The organism is Ruegeria sp. K3, assembly GCF_056531845.1.
Window position 1 is genome coordinate 188605 of sequence record NZ_JBQFMM010000007.1, and the last position, 19233, is coordinate 207837.

Consider the following 19233-nt stretch of genomic DNA (forward strand, 5'->3'; position numbering starts at 1 on the left):
CCTGCCAAGTCTAGTTTCGCCTAATATGAGACATTCACTTAGAGTTTATTTCCAACTTCAGGTTTTGATGGCGATTTGTGATGAAAAATAATGCACATATCGGGTTTTTCTCTGATGCTTCGCATTGCCTCGGCGCGGATTGGGTCTAAGCTGCTGATGGGGCAGAACGCAGCGTCGGGAGGGGAAATGGCCAGCAAGCTCATATTGTGTGATTGCGAGGGGACGCAGTCCCTGAACGCAGATGGTATTTCTGCAGCCTGCGATACGGAGTGCTCGAAGGTGCATACCGCCCTTTGTACGCGCCAGATTCAAACTGCCGCCGAGTTGATGACGGGCGATGAGCAGGTGGTGTTTGCCTGCGCTCAGGAAAGTGCAGTTTTTAGCGAGCTTGCCGAGGAACTGGGTGTTGAAGCGCCCGGATTTGTCGATCTGCGCGACCGAGCTGGCTGGTCCGAACAGGGGACCAATGCAACCCCCAAAATGGCTGCGCTCGCGGCTGAGGCATTACTGCCGCAGCCAGTGACCCCAAGTTTCGATGTCATCAGTGAAGGTACCTGCTGTATTGTGGGGCCCGGAGAGGTTGTCTTTCCGTTGGCCGAACAGCTGTCCGCTGTGTTGGCCGTGACTGTGCTTTTGGTTGACGATGCAGAACCGCTAAGCCGCAACTATGACGTTGCGCGCGCACGAATACGCAGACTGACCGGCGCGCTGGGTGGATTTGTTTGGCATCTGGATGAAGTGCAGCAACTGGATCCCGGCGGACGCGGAGAATTTGGTTGGAGCGCACCCCGTGACGGTGCAACGTCGCGTTGCGACATTGTTGTTGATCTGACCGGAGCAACACCTTTGGTTAATGCCCCCGAAAAGCGCGAGGGGTACTTGCGCGCTGATCCCAGAGATGCGGTGGCCGTCGCGCGTCTTGCTTTTGAAGCGGTGCAACTGGTCGGGACCTTTGAAAAACCGCTCTATGTCCGATTGGATGAGACGCTTTGCGCCCATTCGCGAGCGGAACAAACGGGGTGTTCAAACTGTCTGGACGTCTGCCCGACCGGTGCGATCACACCGGCTGGCGATCATGTAGCCATTGATCCGATGATTTGCGCCGGGTGCGGTGAGTGTTCGGCGTTGTGCCCGTCGACTGCCATCACATATGAAGATCCTCCGGTCTCGGCGGTATTGTCGCGGATGCACATACTGGCCCGGACCTTCCGGCGCGCGGGCGGCGTTGCACCGCGACTGCTGGTGCACGACGCCCATGGGGCGCAGATGATCCGGATGGCGGCCCGGTTTGGACGAGGACTGCCAGCGGATGTCATTCCGCTGGAGCTGAACGTGGTTTCGGGCTTTGGACATGCCGAGATGCTCGCAGCGCTGGCGCATGGCTTTGCGCGCGCCGATATCCTGATTAGCCCTAAGACCGAACGGGACGCGCTTGATCGTGAATTAGAGCTGGCTCGGGCTATCGCAGTGCAAGACGCACTGAGTCTGATCGATGAAACCGACCCGGATGCGCTGGCAGATCTGCTTTATGCGCAAGATGTTCCGCAGCCATTGATTGATCCGGTGCTTCCACTGGGTAATCGTCGTCAAATAGCGCGTCTGGCGGGGCAAGCTTTGAACCCGGAGGTCGAGGTGCCGCTGGCCTTGCCCGAGGGCGCGCCTTATGGCGCGATTGCAGTGAATACCGACACCTGTACATTGTGCCTGAGTTGCGTGTCCCTTTGCCCATCGGGGGCGCTGATCGATAACCCGGACAAGCCGCAGTTGAATTTCCAGCAGGACGCCTGCCTGCAATGCGGGATTTGCCGAACGATCTGCCCAGAACAGGCGATCACACTAGTGCCCCAGCTTGATCTGAGCGACCAAGCGCTGTCACAACAGGTGCTGAATGAAGAGGAACCCTTTGAATGCGTCGAATGCGGCGCAGCGTTTGGCGTTAAATCAACGGTTGAGCGGATCATGGAAAAGTTGTCGGGCACACATCCGATGTTCGCGACCTCGGATCAGGCGCGGATGATCCAGATGTGCGACAATTGCCGGGTGAACGCCCAGTTCCATAGCGCTGACAATCCATTTCAATCCGCCCCCAGACCACGGGTTGTCACAACGGATGATTACCTTTCAAAGCGCAAGGATCACTGAAGTTGCAGTGGCGCGCCCAGATCGGCGGCGCGCATGGCGGTCACGAAAGCCAGAATTGCTTCGAGGTCATCCAGGCTCATCTCGACCGGATGGATCGGCGAGGGGCGCTCGGGCGGGAAAGGTTCGGTGACGCCCTCGATCTGCGTGAAAGCTGGGTGTGGGTTCAGGGCAAAGAACGCCTGAAACCGTTCCGACCAGTCGGGCATAGCGCGCAGCACTGCGAAAGACGGGGTCGAACCCAGCCCGTTCATCCGATTCTTTGGGCCGATTACGTGGCACCGGCCACAATGGATCATCGACAGATCTTCGCCAAGCAGCGCGTTTCCGTCGACCACGACCTCTTTGGTAACAGTGGCAGTTTCGAAACTTGCGCTAAAGGGCGTGCCCTCGTCGGGGATGAAGTTTTCAACCGTCCGTCTGCCAATGTCGGAAAGTAGCCATTCACGAAACCTTACCTGCTTGGCGCTGTCGTCGATTCTTAGATGATAGACCACCCCGTCACGGGCAAAGACCGGATCGCCGGGCGAACTTGGGGCCAGTGACATGACGCCGCTTTCATCCGCAACAACACGTATTCCGGTCTTGAGAGAAAAGCGCGGAAGAATATGTTGCAAAAGACCTGAGTTTGTCACCTCATCCGGGGCGGCAAGGCCCAATGCCTCTTGCGACCAAGAGGGGGTGGCGGTGAGCGTCAGGCTCAGGCACAACAGGACAAAGCGCATGGTTAAGCCTAACGGTGGCTGACCCGATGCGTCAAATGTACAAAATGAGACGGAGACACATGCAATGAGCGGCGACTATATTCTGTCGATACGCAAGGCGCCCAGCGCGGGGCGGATCAAGGGGAAGACGGCATGAGCATCCGTGATGCAGTTCTAGCAAACTTGAAGAAGATTACCGATCCGGTTTCTGGTCAGGATATTGTGAGCGCGGGTATCGTGCGTGCATTGAATGTTGAAGGCGATACCGTTCGGTTTGTGCTGGAGATCGATCCCAAACAGGCCGAGAAGATGGAGCCCGTACGAGCCACAGCCGAACAGGCGGCGCAGATGGTTGATGGTGTTTCCAAGGTCTCGGCAATGTTGACCGCGCATTCGGACAAGGCGCCGCCTGATTTGAAGCCCAAGCCCAAGCCCTCACAAACCGGACCGCAGGCCGTTCCCGGTGTGGACCGGATCATCGCGGTTGCGTCGGGCAAGGGTGGCGTGGGCAAGTCCACCGTGTCGGCCAACCTTGCCTGCGCGCTGGCAGCTGAAGGCCGTCGCGTAGGCCTGTTGGACGCAGACGTATATGGCCCTTCACAACCCCGGATGCTGGGCGTGTCGGGGCGACCGGCCAGCCCAGATGGCAAGACGATCCTACCGCTGCGCAATCACGGTGTCACCATGATGTCGATGGGGTTAATGACCAACGAAGGGCAGGCGGTTGTCTGGCGTGGCCCCATGCTGATGGGCGCCTTGCAGCAGATGATGAGTCAGGTGCAATGGGGCGCATTGGATGTGTTGATCGTTGATCTGCCCCCCGGAACCGGCGATGTGCAACTGACGCTGAGCCAAAAGTTTCAGGTGGATGGAGCCATTGTCGTCTCAACCCCACAGGATGTTGCTTTGATCGACGCCCGCAAGGGGATCGATATGTTCAACCAGCTCAAGACGCCCATTGTTGGGATGATCGAAAATATGTCGACGCATATTTGCTCGAATTGCGGACACGAAGAACATGTCTTTGGCCATGGCGGTGTTGCCTCAGAAGCCGAGGCGCTGGGCGTGCCATTGCTAGGGGAAATTCCGCTGCATCTGGATATCCGAGTTGCCGCCGACGGGGGTGCCCCCATCGTTGTCAGCAAACCTGACAGCCCGCAAGCCGAAGCCTTCCGCAAGATCGCCCGCGACATGATTGCCAAGGGCAACGCGTGACCCAGCCGGTCTTTCCCCCATTGCTCAAAGGGCAACCTGCCAAGGCTGGCGAAGACCCGTTCGAGCGTGCCCAGGCGATGGCAGCGCTGGGCTGTGACGCGGGAACTGTGGTCCACAATATTCAGGCGGATCGTCTGCGCGTTGCGATTGTATTCGCGCCCGAGGTTCCGTTGCAGGATGCTATGGCGATGCTGCCGCTTTGTGTTGTTGGGTTCCAGAATGCGCTGGGCGCGCTGGCCCCGCCCGAGGTCGCGGTGCACTTTGGTTGGGATGGGCTGATCTGTGTAAACGGTGCAAAATGTGGGACAATAAAAGTCTCAGCCTCGTCTGCCGAGGTGGATGAGGTTCCCGATTGGCTGATCGTTGGTTGGGAACTGGCCTTGCTTCAAACCAGCGATGCACCGGGGGAAACACCGGATGTTACCTCGCTCTATGATGAAGGATGCGCCGAGGTTTCTGCGACGCAGTTGGTCGAGAGCTGGTCGCGTCACATGTTGACCTGGTTGAACCGCTGGAACGAGGACGGTAACGCGCCGCTTCACGCTGAGTGGATGGGGCTGCTGCGCGGTGTCGGAGAACCTATTGGAGAAGGGGGTGTCTTTCTGGGCACCGATGAGCGCTTCGGTATGCTGATCCGCGACGGCGCGGACACACATATACGCCCGCTGACAGAATTATTGGAGACCGCCAGATGAAACTCGCCCGTGCTATCCATTTTGATGAAAGCGATATGAACGTGTTTCATTCACCCGCAAGAACCGGTGAATGGTGCATCTCGGGCGGATTCGAGTTTTCGAACTGGAGTGAGGCTGATCTGGAAGGTAAGGCGCGTCAGGCCTTTGCCAATGGATGGCTGGGGCTTGAAACCTTCGGGCGCGTTACATTTGTTGCCGTTACGCGGGTCGAGCAGGCCGAGATTAACCAGATCACGCAATATCTGGCCGAGCATTTCGTGCAATTCTACGGCGCGCCTTCGGTTGAAGCCGCGTTAGAAGTGGCGCAGGCCGAAATCTCGCATATGTCCGAGCTGTGCGAAGATCATGCCCCGAACACATTGCTGACCGTCGCCCGAGAGCTGACGGGTGCAGGCGTGCACGAGGCATTCCGCGTGATCGCCCCGCAAGAGGCGCAACTTGAAGCGTTGGCCGTCCACGGCTCGCTGGACGATTAGATCAGATCGGCGAAGCCGCCGAATTGTCCGCGCTTGAAGATCAGCCCCTGACCTGGGCGATGCATGACCTGTTCAACATGACCAACAAGGATCAGGTGGTCACCTGCCTCATGACGGGCCGAAAGACGGCAATCGAAGCGGGCGAGGCATTCCGCAAGTCGGGGACGCCCGGCGTCATCCTCCTGCCAATCCGCATGGGAAAAATCGAACCCGTTTCGCGCGAATTGCAATGCTTGGTCGTGCTGGTCCTGCGCCATTACGTGGATCGCGTAATATTCGCAGTTGTGGAACGCGTCGTACCGGTTCGAATCCCGATCAAGACACCACAGGACCAGCGGCGGGTCCAGCGATACAGACGCAAATGAGTTCACCGTGATTGCTGCAGGGCCCTCGGAGGTATTTGTGGTCACAACGGTGACGCCGGTGCCGAAACAGCTCAGGGCCTCGCGAAAGGCAAGGCTTTGCTCGGGGCTGGGAATGAAGGTCTTTTCAGTCATCGCGCGCTCGTACATGGGCCTGTCTCAGGTGCCACGCGACGCCAGAATTGTCTACGGAAAGCTGCGGTGGTGGTAGCAATTTCTGGTCAGTTCAGGTCTTCAAGCAACCGTCCGTGTTTGCGAGTCTCGGTGATGACGTCGCCAAAGGTCACCAAATTACGGGCCGTAAGCATTGGTAGCATCCGAACCAGCACTTCGGCGGTCGCGACGGCATCACCCAAGGCCGTGTGACGCAGGGCTTCGGGAATTGTTATGCCAAGCCGTTCGCAGACAGCGTCCAGCGTATGAGTTTCGCTTGCCCCGAACAGCACCGCCGACAGCAGGACCGTATCCAGAATGGGGTGGCTCCATTCCACCCCCATACGCTCGGCATGGCGGCGCAGGAAAGCCATGTCGAATGGTGCATTGTGGGCAACAATGACGGCATCCCGGGCAAATTGGTGAAAGCTGCGACCGGCCTCGGCAATATCAGGCGCACCCTGAACCATCCGGTCGCTGACCTTATGCACTTTGGTTGAAGCTGGGGGGATCGGGATGCCGGGGTCGACCAGGGTATCAAGCCGTTCGCCTTCGACGATTTTACCCTTTACGACGCGCACAGCACCGATCTGTACGATCTCATCCTTATGCGGGAGCAGCCCCGTGGTTTCGGTGTCAAAGACTACGAAGCAGAGGTCCAACAGGGGTCTATCTTCAAACGCGTCGTCACCGGGTGTGTCGAGAAGTTCGAAATCGTAAACCAGAGGGCGGGCCGCGTCGGGATCGATTTGCGCGGCACTGTCATCGAAGACCAGCATGTAACCGGGGGCATCGCCCAATGGTTTCATACGGGCTGAATACGATTGCCGCCCATCGACACTGGTCAGTGTGCAATGGACGTCTTTCCCGGTTTTTATCAGTTTCGCATAGGAATCCGTCAGACCGGTTGCTTCGAGGTAGTCAAACAGCGAGGCGTTTAGCCGGGGATGTGCGATCTGTGCCAAAACCTCAGCCGCCTGCGCGTCATATAGAACGATCTGATGCTTCGGGCCGGCTAAAAGCATTGCAACCGGAATCTCGGTCAGCAGCGCCGTTAGACGTTGTTTTTCCGAGGCCAGATGGGCCGTTTCCGCGGCCACGGCCTCAGCCGTGGTCATGGCGTTGGCAGCCAGTTGTTCGGCCAGTCCAGCGGCGGCTGGGGCCAGATCGCCCAAATAACGCGCCGCCTGAAGGTCCAAATCCGTGCTGACCCCGGCGTGTGCGCGCGCCCGGAGTTGGGCCGAGAGCCGCTCGATCGGTTTTGCAACGTTGTCATCAAAAAGAAGCCAGACTCCGGCAACTAGCGCCAACATTCCAAAAGCGATCAGTATCTCTGCGAAGATGAACGCATCCATAAGAGCAGGATCACTTGCCCTCTGATAACCGACCCACAAAGCCAGGGTGCTGATGATCAGCCCTCCTGCCGCAAGTAATAGGAAGAACAGGAACACCCTCAGGCGCAGGCTCAGATGGTTCAACATGGTCAGACCCCGCAGGTTGCCTCGATTACCGGATCTTCAGCGTCGATCTTGATCCAGCTGGCGTTCAGCAAACGTCCGTCATCGGCGAATTCGGCCCCGTCTGCCAGGTTGGCGCGGCTGTTTTCGGCGCAGTTTACAGCGACCGGCATCTTCGAGACCGGTGCCCAGCGACCAAAAAAGTAAAGATCAACCAGACGCTCGTCCGGCAAATTGGCATTGGTGCGTACCGATGTGGCGTCGATCGCAGCAAAGCGGTCGACAAAGGGCACGGCATACGTCCATGGACGATAGAAGGCGCGGCTTTCCACCTCCTGCACGATGGTGAGGCTGTCGGGCAGTTGGTCGCGCGTACGGTCATACCAAGAATACTCGCTGGTAATCGTCATACCGATCATCCCCGCACCTGCCGCAACCGGCGCGGCCCATTTGGGCAAGCGGCCCCCGGTCAGCTTGTTCACCACCATCACGACACCCGCAAAGGCAAAGCCTGCAAAAATCGTGCCGATCAGTTCCAGAAACATGTGATTTCTCCGTTCATTTCCAGTTTCTTAACCCAGCATTCCTTTGCCATGGCCAACCGCTGATTGCATGGTTTTTACCACGACAAAGGCATCGCGGAGATGACTTCGCTCAAAGTCCGACAATTCAGCGGGTGGCAGGTAATTGTCCGGTGCATCCCCGGATTTGACCAGACGCACTTGATGTTCCAATCGGGTCTCAGCGATTAGGTCATATGCGTCCAGTAAATCGCGTGCGCCGGACGCGCTGAGCACACCCGCAGCCTCGGCGGCGCTAAGACGGGCGCGGGTGTTCGCTTCGGTTAATTGTCCCTGCAGGCTGTAGATGCGTGCCAGATCCACGACAGGCACCACGCCATTATGCTTGAGGTCGAGCGTATTGCGATGCTCACCCGAACGTATGGTGGCGAATCCACGCAGCAGGCCCAGAGGAGGCGTGTGTTTCAGTGAGTTCGAAATCATATGCGCGACAAAGATCGAATTCGCATTGGCTGCCGCCAGCGTATCGGCCTGCAGGTCGGTGAACAGATCGAAGGACCCTCCGATGGGCCGCAGGTCAAACATCACCGAGGCCAGCATTTGCGCCTCGGGGTTGGGTTTGGCAATCCAGCCATTGAAATACTCGCGCCAGACGCGCACGGGCTGGCACCAGCGAGGGTTGGTCGCCATCATGTCACCGGGGCAATAGAAATAACCGCAGGTATCCAGCCCGTCTGAGACGAATTTGGCCAGCGCAGCGAAGTAGGCCATATCGCCGTCCGCCACACTGTCATCTAGCATCAGGCAATTGTCCTGATCAGAAACTCCGGTCTGTTCCTGCCGTCCTTGCGAGCCGCAAGCAAGCCACAAGTAGGGCACTGGCGGCGCACCCAGTTCAGCCTCAGCCAGTGCCAGCAACCGCCGCGTCGCAGTGTCTGCGATGTCGGTGATCAGCCGTGTAACGATCTCGTGCCGGTTGCCACCCGCGACGAGTTGGACCAGCAGTTGTGGTATCTCAGCGGTGACTTGAGCCATCTCTTGCGGGCTGTCGGCGCGGGCAATTCGTCCTACCAACTCGGCAGAATTGACCGCCTGATAGCGGGTGAGGTCGGTTTGGGTTACGATTCCGACCAGCTTACCGGCCTCGGAAATTGGAATATGACCGATGCCACGTTCCATCATCACGTGTAATACGTCCGAGCCGATATCTGTCGGGGCAAGAATGATTGGATCGGCGGTCATGATCGCCGAAACCGCGGTGTCAGCGGGCATCGCCTCGGCGACGTATTTGCCGGAAATATCGCGGAGGGTTGCGATACCCAACAATCTGTCCCCTTCGGTCACGCAAAGCGATGAGATATGGCGGTCGCGCATGATCTGCGCGGCGTTTTGAACCGGAGTATCGGGCGGGCAGGTGGCAGGGTCACGAGCCATCAGCACATCAATTGCACTGGTAGCCAGGCTTTGCGGTCCGCTCCGCCCTCCGCGTGAACGGTTAAAGAACTTGGACACCACATCGTGACCTTCGATCAGGTTTTTCACAAGGTCTGGCGGCAACACGATCAACACTGACGGCGTGTGCGCGCGCGCATGTGTGGCGGCTTTGCCGTCCTTCAGCAATCCGCGCTCACCAAAAGAATTGCGCAATCCCAGATGCGAAACGACAGCGCCGTTCTCATCGGTAATTTCTACCTGTCCTTCATAGATCACAAAGACGCCGGGCAGAGCGTTGCCCAACTGGTAAATGCTGCCATCGGCATCGACTTCGCGCACTTCGATCTGCTTGGCCAGATCGTCCAAAGCATCATGGGGCAACGAGTCATAGGGGTGTACAGACTTCAGAAACCGGGTGATTTCGTCATGGGACAGGGGCATTTACGCTCTCCGGAGTTCCGAATAAAAAATCCCGCCCGGTGGTGTGCCGGGCGGGAACAGTAAGTCGAAAGATGCGATCGAAGACAAGAGCCGCCGACCGCATCACACTCAGTGATCCTGAGCTGCGCCCGCACCACGGGGAATGCGAATGCTTTCGACCATATCTTTGATCTCCTGCGGAGTCTCTTTGGTCATACCGGCAACGACGTAGGCGACGCCGAAGTTGATCATCGCACCGATGGCGCCGAACGAGGTCGACTTGATCGGACCCAGAAGCGGATCAGCATCGGTGAACGAGTTGGTGCCCGGAATGAACAGCCAGCCCTTATGCAGGAAGATGTAGACCAGGGTTACGGTCAGACCAGCCAGCATACCTGCAACCGCGCCGGTGTTGTTGATGCGGGTCGAGAAGATCCCCATCATCAGCGCCGGGAAGATCGAGGCTGCTGCCAGACCAAAGGCCAAGGCCACGGTTTGTGCCGCAAAGCCCGGAGGGTTGAGACCCAGGTAGGTTGCAACCACGATGGCTACAGCCATGGCAATCCGTGCCGCCAGAAGTTCACCCTTTTCAGAGATCGACGGGTTGATTGCACCTTTGACAAGGTCATGGGACACAGCCGACGAGATCGCCAGCAAAAGGCCCGCAGCGGTTGACAGAGCAGCCGCAAGACCACCAGCAGCGACCAGACCAATCACCCAACCTGGCAAGTTGGCAATCTCAGGATTGGCCAGAACCAGGATGTCGCGGTTGAACTTGGTCAGCTCGTTACCGACCCAGCCTTTTTCTTCGGCGATTGCAGTCATCGCCTCGGATTTGTCGTTGTAGTACTGGATCTTGCCGTCGCCGTTCTTGTCTTCCCAATCCAGCAGACCGGTTTTCTGCCAAGTGGCCATCCAGTCGTAACGCGGATCATTGTCGATTTCCTCGACCGAAACAGCGCCACCTTCGATGCCACCATTGGGCCACATCATGTCGGTGATGTTCAGGCGCGCCATTGCACCAACAGCAGGAGCCGTCAGGTACAGCAGAGCGATGAAGACCAGCGCCCAGCCCGCCGACCAACGTGCGTCAGACACTTTGGGAACGGTGAAGAAGCGCATGATGACGTGCGGCAGACCCGCAGTACCGATCATCAGCGACAGGGTGAACAGCACCATGTTCAGCGTATTCGAGTGGTGGGCCGTGTAGTCGTTAAAGCCCAGCTCGGTCACGATGGCGTCCAGCTTGGTCAGCAGGGGTTCACCGCTGGCGGTGTCACCAAACAGACCCAGCGCCGGAACAGGCGTGCCGGTCAGCTGCAGCGAGATAAAGATGGCCGGGATGGTATAAGCGGTGATCAGCACGCAGTACTGAGCGACCTGAGTGTAGGTCACGCCCTTCATCCCACCAAACACTGCGTAGGCAAACACAACGCCGGCGCCGATCAGCAGACCTGTAGTGTTGGACACTTCGAGGAAGCGACCAAAGGCCACGCCAACACCGGTCATCTGACCGATCACGTAGGTCACCGACGCAACGATCAGACAGATCACCGCAACGATACGTGCGGTCTGGCTGTAGAAACGATCGCCGATGAATTCCGACACGGTGAACTTGCCGAACTTACGCAGGTAGGGCGCAAGCAGCAGGGCCAGCAGCACGTAGCCACCGGTCCAACCCATCAGGAAGGTCGAGTTGTCGTAGCCGGTAAAGGCAATCAGGCCCGCCATCGAGATGAACGAGGCCGCAGACATCCAGTCCGCCGCTGTCGCCATACCGTTGGTGACCGGGTGAACGCCGCGACCGGCGGCATAGAATTCCGATGTGGAACCCGCACGGGCCCAGATCGCGATGCCGATGTAAAGCGCAAAAGACGCGCCCACAAACAGCAGGTTGATAGTAAACTGATCCATGCCGATTACTCCTCGTCCACGCCGTGCTCAGCGTCGAGCTTGTTCATGCGCCAGGCGTAGTTGAAGATCAGCACCAGAAAGACCAGGATCGATCCTTGCTGAGCGAACCAAAAGCCCAGATCTGTACCGCCAACGGCGATGCCGGACAGCAGCGGACGCAGCAGAATGCCGAATCCAAACGACACCAGCGCCCAAATCGCGAGGCTGATGTAGATGAGGCGCAGGTTGGCCTGCCAATAGCCCTTGTCGGCTTCAGCAGTCTGCGCGGAGTTTGTTGAATGATCCGCCATCGCGGGTTCCTCCTTCGCTTCCCTCATTGGCGGCCCATTGCCCAACTCCTCCAGTGCGGTGGGCCGCTTCTCGGTTGTGCCAAACGCCCCGTGACGTCAGGCATAACTCCTCTGGTCCGCCAAGGCGGGTCCATTGAAGTATTCTGTTTTAGGATCAAAGCCCTAAGGCTTATCTCCTCCCCTTAATTCATGACCTCGCCGACAATCCCGTGAAGGTCTTGTGCGATGTCGTCGATCTGACCCATGGCATCGATGCCTTTCAGCACGCCCTGGGCTTGATAGTAGTCAATCAGCGGTGCGGTCTGCGCGTGATAGGCCGCCAGACGCGACGCGACCGTCTCGGCATTGTCGTCGGCGCGGCGTTTGAATTCTGTGTGACCGCACTTGTCGCATTTGCCGTTTTCGATGGGCTGCTTGTACGTGTCGTGATAGCCCTCACCGCATCCGGCGCAGGTGTAACGACCCGAAATCCGCGTCACCATCTCGGCGTCTTCAACTTCAAGGCTGATGGCCGCGTTGATCTTCTGATCTGAAGACGCGAGCAGACCATCAAGAGCCTCGGCCTGGACTGTGGTCCGGGGGAAACCATCCAGTATGACGCCCTTGTCGCAGTCCGGTTCTGCCATGCGGTCGCGCAGGATCGCGATGACGATGCCGTCGCTGACAAGATCGCCTGCCTCCATAACCGCTTTGGCAGCATTACCAGCCTCGGTACCTGCGGCGACCGCGTCGCGCAGCAGATCACCGGTGCTGAGTTGTACAAGCCCGAACTTCTCTTCAAGCATACGAGCCTGCGTACCCTTCCCGGCGCCCGGAGGGCCGAGAAGGATCAGAACAGCGGGGGATATGGTCGTGGCAGCGTCCATCACATCCTCACTTGTTTGCCCGGTTTTCGATCAGGTCTTCGACCACTGACGGATCGGCCAGGGTCGACGTATCGCCAAGCGAACCAAAGTCGTTCTCGGCAATCTTGCGCAGAATTCGGCGCATGATCTTGCCCGAGCGAGTCTTGGGCAGGCCGGGGGCCCACTGGATCACATCAGGCGAGGCAATCGGGCCGATCTCGGTCCGGACCCAGGTGCGCAGCTCTTTCAGCAACTCATCCGACGGCTCGCGGTCATTCATCAAAGTGACATAGCAATAGATGCCTTGCCCTTTGATTTCATGGGGATAGCCAACCACAGCGGCCTCGGCGACGGCGGCATGGGCGACCAGCGCGCTTTCCACCTCGGCCGTGCCCATCCGGTGGCCGGAGACGTTGATTACATCATCGACGCGGCCAGTGATCCAGTAATCGCCATCCTCATCGCGACGGCAGCCATCGCCGGTGAAGTAGTAGCCTTTGTAGTCCGAGAAATAGGTCTTCTCGAACCGCTCATGATCGCCCCAAACGGTGCGCATCTGACCGGGCCAGCTGTCTTTGATGCACAGAACACCCTCTACGCCATTTCCCTCGATCTCAACACCGGATTGCGGGTCCAGAACCACCGGCTGGATGCCGAAGAACGGTTTCATCGCCGAGCCGGGCTTCATCGCATGCGCACCAGGCAGGGGGGTCATCAGGTGACCGCCGGTTTCGGTCTGCCACCAGGTGTCAACAATCGGGCATTTGCCTTTGCCAACAACTTCATTGTACCAGTTCCAGGCTTCCGGGTTGATCGGCTCGCCGACTGTGCCCAGCGTCCGGAGATCGCTCAGGTCGCATTTCTCGACGAACTCGGTACCCTGACCCATCAGAGCGCGAATTGCCGTCGGAGCGGTGTAGAACTGGTTCACCTTGTGCTTTTCGCACACCTGCCAGAAGCGTGATGCATCCGGATAGGTCGGCACGCCTTCGAACATCAGTGTGGTCGCTCCGTTGGCCAGCGGGCCATAGACGATATAGCTGTGGCCGGTGACCCAGCCGACATCGGCGGTGCACCAGTAAACGTCGCCTTCATGGTAGTCGAATGTGATCTCATGCGTCATCGCGGCATAGACCAGATAACCGCCGGTCGTATGGACGACACCTTTGGGCTGACCGGTCGAACCGGAAGTATAGAGAATGAACAGCGGATCTTCGGCATTCATCTCGGCGGGTGCGCAATAGTCATCCGCTTCAAGCGCCATTTCGTTGTAATCATAGTCGCGGCCATCAATCCAAGTGGTCTGCCCACCGGTGCGTTTGACCACCAGACATTTCACGCTGTCTTTGCAGTGCAGCAGGGCCGCGTCTGCGTTGGACTTCAGCGGAGTCTTTCGGCCACCACGTGGTGCCTCATCGGCAGTGATGACGACCTTGGCATCACATCCGTTGACTCGGGCTGCCAACGCATCGGGTGAAAACCCAGCAAATACAATCGAGTGGATTGCTCCGATCCGTGCACAAGCCAGCATCGCATAGCCTGCTTCAGGGATCATCGGCAGATAAATCACAACGCGGTCACCTTTGCGCACGCCCATCGACTCGAGAATATTGGCCATGCGACAGGTGCGACGGTGCAATTCGGCGTAGGTAATGTGCTGAGCTTCGTCGTTTGGATCATCCGGTTCCCAGATGATCGCTGTCTGATCGCCGCGCGTATTCAAATGACGGTCAAGGCAGTTGGCCGAGACGTTTAGAGTGCCGTCCGCATACCAGTTGATACCAACCGAACCAAAATCATAGCTGACGTCTTTGACCTGAGTATAAGGCTTGATCCAGTCAACGCGCTTGCCTTGCTCATCCCAGAATGCTTCGGGGTTGTTGATCGACGCAGCGTACATATCTGCGTATTTGTCGGCGTCGACATGCGCACGGGCGACAGTTTCTGCGGATGGCGGATATGTCTTGGCATCTGCCTGGGCAGCGGTAGTCATCTTTGAGGCTCCTCCCTCTGGACTGGATTACATGGGATCGATTTTGCCAGCCGATCAGGCAATGTCGATCCGGTTCCTCCCCAAGTTGAATAATACGGGGATCAGAAAAGAAATAAATAAATTGCCATAATCCTTGGATTTCTTTGTAAAGAAATTTCATTTCCGGCACTAATATTGTAAACAACTCTGAAATTGTTCGTAAAAAATATTTTAAAACAGTAAGATAGTTGTAATGACATAAGCACTCATTGGCATGTGTCTGGGGCTTTGGCCGATAGCTTCACTTTAATCTCGAAGTCTGGTGGCGATAACACCACTTCTCCTCGCAGGGGTTGGCAGCTTCTAGACTTGGCGCTAGCTTCACAATCAAGCATCCCGATAGGGGGCGCAACTAAGGGAGATACCACTATGAAAAAGATGTTGAGCGGTGCGGCTTTTGCCGCCCTGAGTGTGGCGTTTGTCACTGAAGCAGCTGCGACCGAATGGAATGCCTCGGTCTGGGGTAAGCGCCGCGCATTTACCGAGCATGTTGAGAAACTGGCTGAACTGGTGAACGAAAAAACCGGCGGCGATTTCACCATCAATGTTAGCTATGGTGGATTGTCGAAGCCCAAGGAAAACCTGGATGGTATCGAGATTGGCGCGTTCGAGATGGCGCAGTTCTGTGCGGGCTATCACCGCGATAAGAACCGCGCGATCACCGTTTTGGAACTGCCCTTCCTTGGCGTAAACACATTGGATGAAGAGGTGGCCGTCAGCCACGCAGTCTATGATCATCCAGCAGTCAAGGACGAGATGGCGCAGTGGAACGCGCGCATCATCATGACTTCACCGATGCCTCAATATAACCTTGTTGGTACCGGTGACCCTCGTGATGAGCTTGCCGAGTTCGACGGTATGCGCGTACGCGCCACTGGCGGTTTGGGGCAAGCATTTGAAGCGGTTGGTGGCGTACCTACGTCCGTGCCCGCGACCGAAGCTTATAATGCGATGGAATCTGGCGTGGTCGATACCGTGGCCTTCGCTCAGCATGCGCATTTGTCATTCGGGACGATCAACGAAGCTGACTGGTGGACGGCCAATCTGAATCCTGGAACGGTAAACTGTCCGGTGGTGGTGAATATCGACGCTTATGAAGCGCTGCCAGCCGAACATCGCGAAGCGCTGGACAGCTCGATTGATGAGGCTATCGATCACTATCTGGCCAACTACGGTGGACTGCTTGAAAAGTGGGATGGCGTGCTGGCAGAGAAAGGCGTTGAAAAGGTCGAGATTGACGATGCCGTGCTTGAGGAGTTTCGCGCCAAAGCCGCTGATCCGATTCGCGCGAAGTGGATCGAAGACATGACCGCTCAGGGTCTACCTGCGCAGGATCTTTATGATCTTGTGCAATCGACACTGCAACAGCAGCGCGGCGGTAACTGATCGCCACAGCCGGGTGTCATTAGGCACCCGGCATTTCCTTCAATCAAAGGAATGCTGAGATGGCAGGACATGCCACGGTGCTTGAGGATGGCAGTCTTCTAAGCCGGTTGGATCACCGTTTGTTACGTCTAGAGCGTTTTATGGCGCTGATCAGCGGTTTCGCGGTTTTCGGGCTGATGGTGCTGGCTGTTGTGTCAGTCAGCGGCCGAAACGCGTTAAACGCGCCTTTGCCCGGATATGTTGACTGGATTGAACAGGCGATGCCCCTGATCGCGTTTCTGGGTATTTCGTTTGTGCAGCGCGATGGCGGGCACATCCGAATGGATATCGTTATCTCGCGCCTGAAAGGGCGGGCGCTGTGGTTGTTCGAGCTGATCTCGGTTCTGTTGATACTGCTGCTGATGCTGGCGCTGGTTTGGGGTAGTTGGTCCCACTTTGACCGGTCCTTTGACTTCGGCGCTCCGATGTGGAGTCGCGACAGCTCGATTGATATCGGGATTCCTATTTGGCCAGCCAAGCTGCTGGCGCCCGTTGCTTTTTCGGTGCTGTGCGCCCGGCTAATCTTGCAGGTCTGGGGCTATGGACGAGCCTTCATGCTGGGGCTCGAGGCACCGGTGGCCGTACCGCTGATACAGGATGCCGCCGCACAGGCTGCAGCCGAGGCCGAACAATTCGAAGGACGTAACTGACCCATGGACACGATTGATATCGGCCTTTGGGTCACTGCCGGACTGTTGGTTCTTGTCGTCACAGGCATGCGGGTGGCATTTGCTGCAGGTCTGGCAGGGTTGGTTGGCCTTGTTTGGATATTCTGGGCAAAGTTTGGGTATGATCCCGAGCGGTTTGGTAAGGCACTGACTGTGGCCGTCAAAACGGCTGGCCAGGTACCACATTCCAAGGTGGCGTCTCATACGCTGAGCCTGATCCCAACATTCATCCTGATCGGCTATCTAGCCTACTACGCTGGCCTGACCCGCGCCTTGTTTGAGGCGGCAAAACGCTGGGTGGCATGGGTGCCTGGCGGGTTGGCCGTTTCAACGATTTTTGCGACCGCCGGTTTCGCCGCCGTATCAGGTGCATCGGTCGCCACATCAGCCGTCTTTGCGCGCATCGCCATCCCTGAAATGCTGGCCGTCGGGTATAACAAACGTTTCGCCGCCGGTGTGGTTGCCGCTGGCGGAACCTTGGCCTCGCTAATCCCCCCATCCGCGATCCTTGTGATTTACGCCATTATTGTCGAACAGGATGTGGGAAAACTGCTGCTCGCAGGCTTCATCCCCGGCGCGTTTTCGGCGGTGATCTATGGCTTGCTGATCGTCGGTATCGCCGTGATCTTCAAGTCCGTCGGACCGCCGGTCACCGGGTTTACCTGGAAACAACGATTTGCTGCACTTCCGGGCGCACTGCCCATTGTGGCGGTGATCCTCATCATAATCTGCTTTGTCTATAACCCCTTCGGCGACAAGGCTTGGGGCACCCCGACCGAGGGCGGGGCCATCGGGGCCTTCATCGTGTTCTGCTTTGCCCTGATCCACGGCATGCGCTGGCCTGAATTCAAATCGGCTTTGCTTGAAACCGCCAAACTGACCGCCATGATCTTCGCAATCATCTGGGGTGTTCTGATCTATGTGCGGTTTCTAGGATTTGCTGATTTGCCGGGGGCGTTTTCCGACTGGATCACTTCGCTCGAAATGTCACCTATGTTGATCCTGATCTGCATACTGCTGGCCTATGCAGTGCTGGGCATGTTCATGGATGCGATCGGTATGCTGCTTTTGACACTTCCGGTCGTGTATCCCGCCGTTATGGCCCTGAACGGAGGCGAGGCCGTCAGCGCAGCAGACAGCGCCTTTGGTATGTCCGGGCCGATGTGTGCGATCTGGTTTGGTATCTTGGTGGTCAAAATGGCCGAGTTCTGCCTGATCACACCTCCTATTGGTCTAAACTGTTTTGTTGTCGCAGGCGTGAGGCCTGATCTTAGTGTTCAGGATGTCTTCAAAGGGGTAACGCCGTTCTTCATTGCCGATGCACTTACCATCGCACTGCTGGTGGCCTTTCCAGGGATTGTTCTATACCTGCCATCGCTTGCGGGATAAGAAAAAGCCCCGGCCAAAGGCCGGGGCACAGTTTTAGAAGTGCGGGTTCTTTATCCTGCCCGCATCAACATCCCGAACAGATCCCGCGGGTCGTCAGGGTCTGCCAGCATATCCAATGCCTCATAGAAATCAGTGCCTTCAATCGCGCTTTTGATGTAACGTAGTGCCGAGAAGTCCTCGATCGCGAAGCCGACACTGTCGAACAACGTGATCTGTCGATCATCGGTGCGCCCTATGGCTTGGCCGGTCATAACTTCCCACATCTCGGTGACAGGGTGATCATCCTCCAGAGCCTGAATCTCACCTTCGATCCGCGTTTGTTCGGGGTACTCTACAAAGATCTCCGACCGCAAAAGAATGTCGCGGTGCAGTTCGGTTTTGCCGGGGCAATCACCGCCAATGGCGTTGATGTGCACACCGGGGCCGACCATGTTGTCGGTCAGGATGGTGGCGTATTTCTTGTCAGCGGTGCAGGTCGTTATGATCTGAGCGCCTTCGATTGCGTCCTCCGGCGTTTTGCAGGGCACGACCGTCAGCCCTTTGCCCTGCAGATTGGCTGCACATTTCGCCGTCGCGTTCGGGTCTGTGTCGTAGAGCCGGACCGTATCGATGCCGCACATGGCTTTGAAGGCGAGGCACTGGAACTCGGATTGCGCGCCGTTTCCAATCATCGCCATCGTCGTCGCGGATTTGGGCGCGAGATATTTGCCGACCAGCGCAGAGGTTGCCGCTGTCCGCAAAGCAGTCAACATCGTCATTTCGGTCAACAATGTCGGGTAACCGGTATAGACATCAGCCAGCAGGCCAAACGCGGTCACGGTCTGCAGGCCCTCAGACGTGTTCTTGGGATGCCCATTGACGTATTTGAACCCGTATGCCTCACCATCCGAGGTTGGCATCAGTTCGATCACCCCATGTGGTGAATGGGCCGGGATGCGGGGCGTTTTGTCAAAGCTCTCCCAGCGTTTAAAATCGGATTCGATCTGCGCGGCAATCTGCGTGATCATCTGTTCGACCCCGATGTGGTGGACCAGACGCATCATGTTGTCGACGGAAACAAATGGCACGAGGGCCTTATCAGAAGGTTGCATCAA

General features: G+C 57.5%; 17 protein-coding genes. 7 read left to right on the plus strand and 10 right to left on the minus strand.

The window, feature by feature from the left end; genetic code table 11:
• The first annotated feature begins 186 nt into the window (after positions 1-186).
• Positions 187-2142: a 4Fe-4S binding protein gene (locus ACR0MP_RS14220; RefSeq protein WP_480760310.1), complete on the plus strand. Its 1956-nt coding sequence runs from the start codon at positions 187-189 to the stop codon at positions 2140-2142.
• Here the strand turns inward: ACR0MP_RS14220 and ACR0MP_RS14225 are convergent.
• Positions 2136-2864, minus strand: coding sequence for a hypothetical protein (locus ACR0MP_RS14225; protein ID WP_480886040.1), 729 nt, complete (start codon positions 2862-2864; stop codon positions 2136-2138). The genes ACR0MP_RS14220 and ACR0MP_RS14225 overlap by 7 nt on opposite strands.
• Positions 2865-2996: 132 nt before the next feature.
• On the opposite strand from ACR0MP_RS14225, the gene ACR0MP_RS14230 reads away from it, so the two are divergent.
• Genes ACR0MP_RS14230 through ACR0MP_RS14240 form a run of 3 tightly spaced genes read left to right on the plus strand, consistent with a single transcriptional unit; the run spans position 2997 to position 5229 of the window.
• Positions 2997-4058 (plus strand): Mrp/NBP35 family ATP-binding protein, encoded by a 1062-nt coding sequence (locus ACR0MP_RS14230; protein ID WP_170405176.1) that lies wholly within the window; start codon positions 2997-2999, stop codon positions 4056-4058.
• Positions 4055-4753 carry a biotin/lipoate--protein ligase family protein gene (locus tag ACR0MP_RS14235; protein ID WP_170405178.1) on the plus strand — a complete coding sequence of 233 codons (699 nt, stop codon included), beginning with the start codon at positions 4055-4057 and terminating at the stop codon, positions 4751-4753. The genes ACR0MP_RS14230 and ACR0MP_RS14235 overlap by 4 nt, the downstream gene beginning before the upstream one ends.
• Positions 4750-5229, plus strand: coding sequence for a DUF6505 family protein (locus ACR0MP_RS14240; protein WP_170405182.1), 480 nt, complete (start codon positions 4750-4752; stop codon positions 5227-5229). The genes ACR0MP_RS14235 and ACR0MP_RS14240 overlap by 4 nt, the downstream gene beginning before the upstream one ends.
• On the opposite strand, the gene ACR0MP_RS14245 is transcribed toward ACR0MP_RS14240, so the two are convergent.
• The 8 genes from ACR0MP_RS14245 to acs all read right to left on the minus strand — a co-directional run bounded on the left by ACR0MP_RS14245 (position 5226) and on the right by acs (position 14618).
• Complete coding sequence (locus tag ACR0MP_RS14245; protein WP_170405186.1) at positions 5226-5726, minus strand: flavin reductase family protein; 501 nt, start codon at positions 5724-5726, stop codon at positions 5226-5228. The two genes, ACR0MP_RS14240 and ACR0MP_RS14245, sit on opposite strands and share 4 nt — an antisense overlap.
• Positions 5727-5812: 86 nt before the next feature.
• On the minus strand, positions 5813-7225 hold the full coding sequence (locus ACR0MP_RS14250; RefSeq protein WP_170405188.1) for a 3'-5' exonuclease: 1413 nt from the start codon (positions 7223-7225) through the stop codon (positions 5813-5815).
• Between the two features lie 2 nt (positions 7226-7227).
• Complete coding sequence (locus ACR0MP_RS14255) at positions 7228-7746, minus strand: hypothetical protein (protein ID WP_170393351.1); 519 nt, start codon at positions 7744-7746, stop codon at positions 7228-7230.
• A 27-nt stretch (positions 7747-7773) separates the two neighbouring features.
• Positions 7774-9597 carry a DUF294 nucleotidyltransferase-like domain-containing protein gene (locus ACR0MP_RS14260; protein ID WP_170405191.1) on the minus strand — a complete coding sequence of 608 codons (1824 nt, stop codon included), beginning with the start codon at positions 9595-9597 and terminating at the stop codon, positions 7774-7776.
• A gap of 108 nt (positions 9598-9705) precedes the next feature.
• On the minus strand, positions 9706-11490 hold the full coding sequence (locus tag ACR0MP_RS14265) for a sodium:solute symporter family protein (protein WP_170393349.1): 1785 nt from the start codon (positions 11488-11490) through the stop codon (positions 9706-9708).
• A 5-nt stretch (positions 11491-11495) separates the two neighbouring features.
• Positions 11496-11780 carry a DUF4212 domain-containing protein gene (locus ACR0MP_RS14270; RefSeq protein WP_010439512.1) on the minus strand — a complete coding sequence of 95 codons (285 nt, stop codon included), beginning with the start codon at positions 11778-11780 and terminating at the stop codon, positions 11496-11498.
• Positions 11781-11962: 182 nt separating this feature from the next.
• Positions 11963-12646: an adenylate kinase gene (locus ACR0MP_RS14275; RefSeq protein ID WP_170735237.1), complete on the minus strand. Its 684-nt coding sequence runs from the start codon at positions 12644-12646 to the stop codon at positions 11963-11965.
• Positions 12647-12653: 7 nt separating this feature from the next.
• Positions 12654-14618 carry an acetate--CoA ligase gene (acs, locus tag ACR0MP_RS14280; protein ID WP_480886036.1) on the minus strand — a complete coding sequence of 655 codons (1965 nt, stop codon included), beginning with the start codon at positions 14616-14618 and terminating at the stop codon, positions 12654-12656.
• A gap of 408 nt (positions 14619-15026) precedes the next feature.
• Between acs and ACR0MP_RS14285 the strand changes: the two genes are divergently transcribed.
• The 3 genes from ACR0MP_RS14285 to ACR0MP_RS14295 are packed head-to-tail and all read left to right on the plus strand — an operon-like array spanning position 15027 to position 18139.
• The gene (locus ACR0MP_RS14285) at positions 15027-16043 is read left to right on the plus strand and encodes a C4-dicarboxylate TRAP transporter substrate-binding protein (RefSeq protein WP_170405200.1); all 1017 of its coding nucleotides are present in this window, start codon (positions 15027-15029) and stop codon (positions 16041-16043) included.
• Between the two features lie 59 nt (positions 16044-16102).
• Positions 16103-16732: a TRAP transporter small permease subunit gene (locus tag ACR0MP_RS14290; protein WP_170393345.1), complete on the plus strand. Its 630-nt coding sequence runs from the start codon at positions 16103-16105 to the stop codon at positions 16730-16732.
• Between the two features lie 3 nt (positions 16733-16735).
• A complete protein-coding gene (locus ACR0MP_RS14295; protein ID WP_170393344.1) occupies positions 16736-18139 on the plus strand; it encodes a TRAP transporter large permease in 1404 nt (467 codons plus the stop codon).
• 50 nt (positions 18140-18189) lie between these two features.
• Here the strand turns inward: ACR0MP_RS14295 and ACR0MP_RS14300 are convergent, their stop codons facing one another.
• Positions 18190-19233 (minus strand): ornithine cyclodeaminase, encoded by a 1044-nt coding sequence (locus tag ACR0MP_RS14300; protein ID WP_170510833.1) that lies wholly within the window; start codon positions 19231-19233, stop codon positions 18190-18192.

What these genes read in the sequence shown, in the direction of transcription:
- ACR0MP_RS14220 (WP_480760310.1), top strand. Translation starts at nt 187, where the DNA reads ATGGCCAGCAAGCTCATATTGTGTGATTGCGAGGGGACGCAGTCCCTG.
- ACR0MP_RS14225 (WP_480886040.1), bottom strand. Translation starts at nt 2,864, where the DNA reads ATGCGCTTTGTCCTGTTGTGCCTGAGCCTGACGCTCACCGCCACCCCC.
- ACR0MP_RS14230 (WP_170405176.1), top strand. Translation starts at nt 2,997, where the DNA reads ATGAGCATCCGTGATGCAGTTCTAGCAAACTTGAAGAAGATTACCGAT.
- ACR0MP_RS14240 (WP_170405182.1), top strand. Translation starts at nt 4,750, where the DNA reads ATGAAACTCGCCCGTGCTATCCATTTTGATGAAAGCGATATGAACGTG.
- ACR0MP_RS14245 (WP_170405186.1), bottom strand. Translation starts at nt 5,726, where the DNA reads ATGACTGAAAAGACCTTCATTCCCAGCCCCGAGCAAAGCCTTGCCTTT.
- ACR0MP_RS14250 (WP_170405188.1), bottom strand. Translation starts at nt 7,225, where the DNA reads ATGTTGAACCATCTGAGCCTGCGCCTGAGGGTGTTCCTGTTCTTCCTA.
- ACR0MP_RS14255 (WP_170393351.1), bottom strand. Translation starts at nt 7,746, where the DNA reads ATGTTTCTGGAACTGATCGGCACGATTTTTGCAGGCTTTGCCTTTGCG.
- ACR0MP_RS14260 (WP_170405191.1), bottom strand. Translation starts at nt 9,597, where the DNA reads ATGCCCCTGTCCCATGACGAAATCACCCGGTTTCTGAAGTCTGTACAC.
- ACR0MP_RS14265 (WP_170393349.1), bottom strand. Translation starts at nt 11,490, where the DNA reads ATGGATCAGTTTACTATCAACCTGCTGTTTGTGGGCGCGTCTTTTGCG.
- ACR0MP_RS14270 (WP_010439512.1), bottom strand. Translation starts at nt 11,780, where the DNA reads ATGGCGGATCATTCAACAAACTCCGCGCAGACTGCTGAAGCCGACAAG.
- ACR0MP_RS14275 (WP_170735237.1), bottom strand. Translation starts at nt 12,646, where the DNA reads ATGGACGCTGCCACGACCATATCCCCCGCTGTTCTGATCCTTCTCGGC.
- acs (WP_480886036.1), bottom strand. Translation starts at nt 14,618, where the DNA reads ATGACTACCGCTGCCCAGGCAGATGCCAAGACATATCCGCCATCCGCA.
- ACR0MP_RS14285 (WP_170405200.1), top strand. Translation starts at nt 15,027, where the DNA reads ATGAAAAAGATGTTGAGCGGTGCGGCTTTTGCCGCCCTGAGTGTGGCG.
- ACR0MP_RS14290 (WP_170393345.1), top strand. Translation starts at nt 16,103, where the DNA reads ATGGCAGGACATGCCACGGTGCTTGAGGATGGCAGTCTTCTAAGCCGG.
- ACR0MP_RS14295 (WP_170393344.1), top strand. Translation starts at nt 16,736, where the DNA reads ATGGACACGATTGATATCGGCCTTTGGGTCACTGCCGGACTGTTGGTT.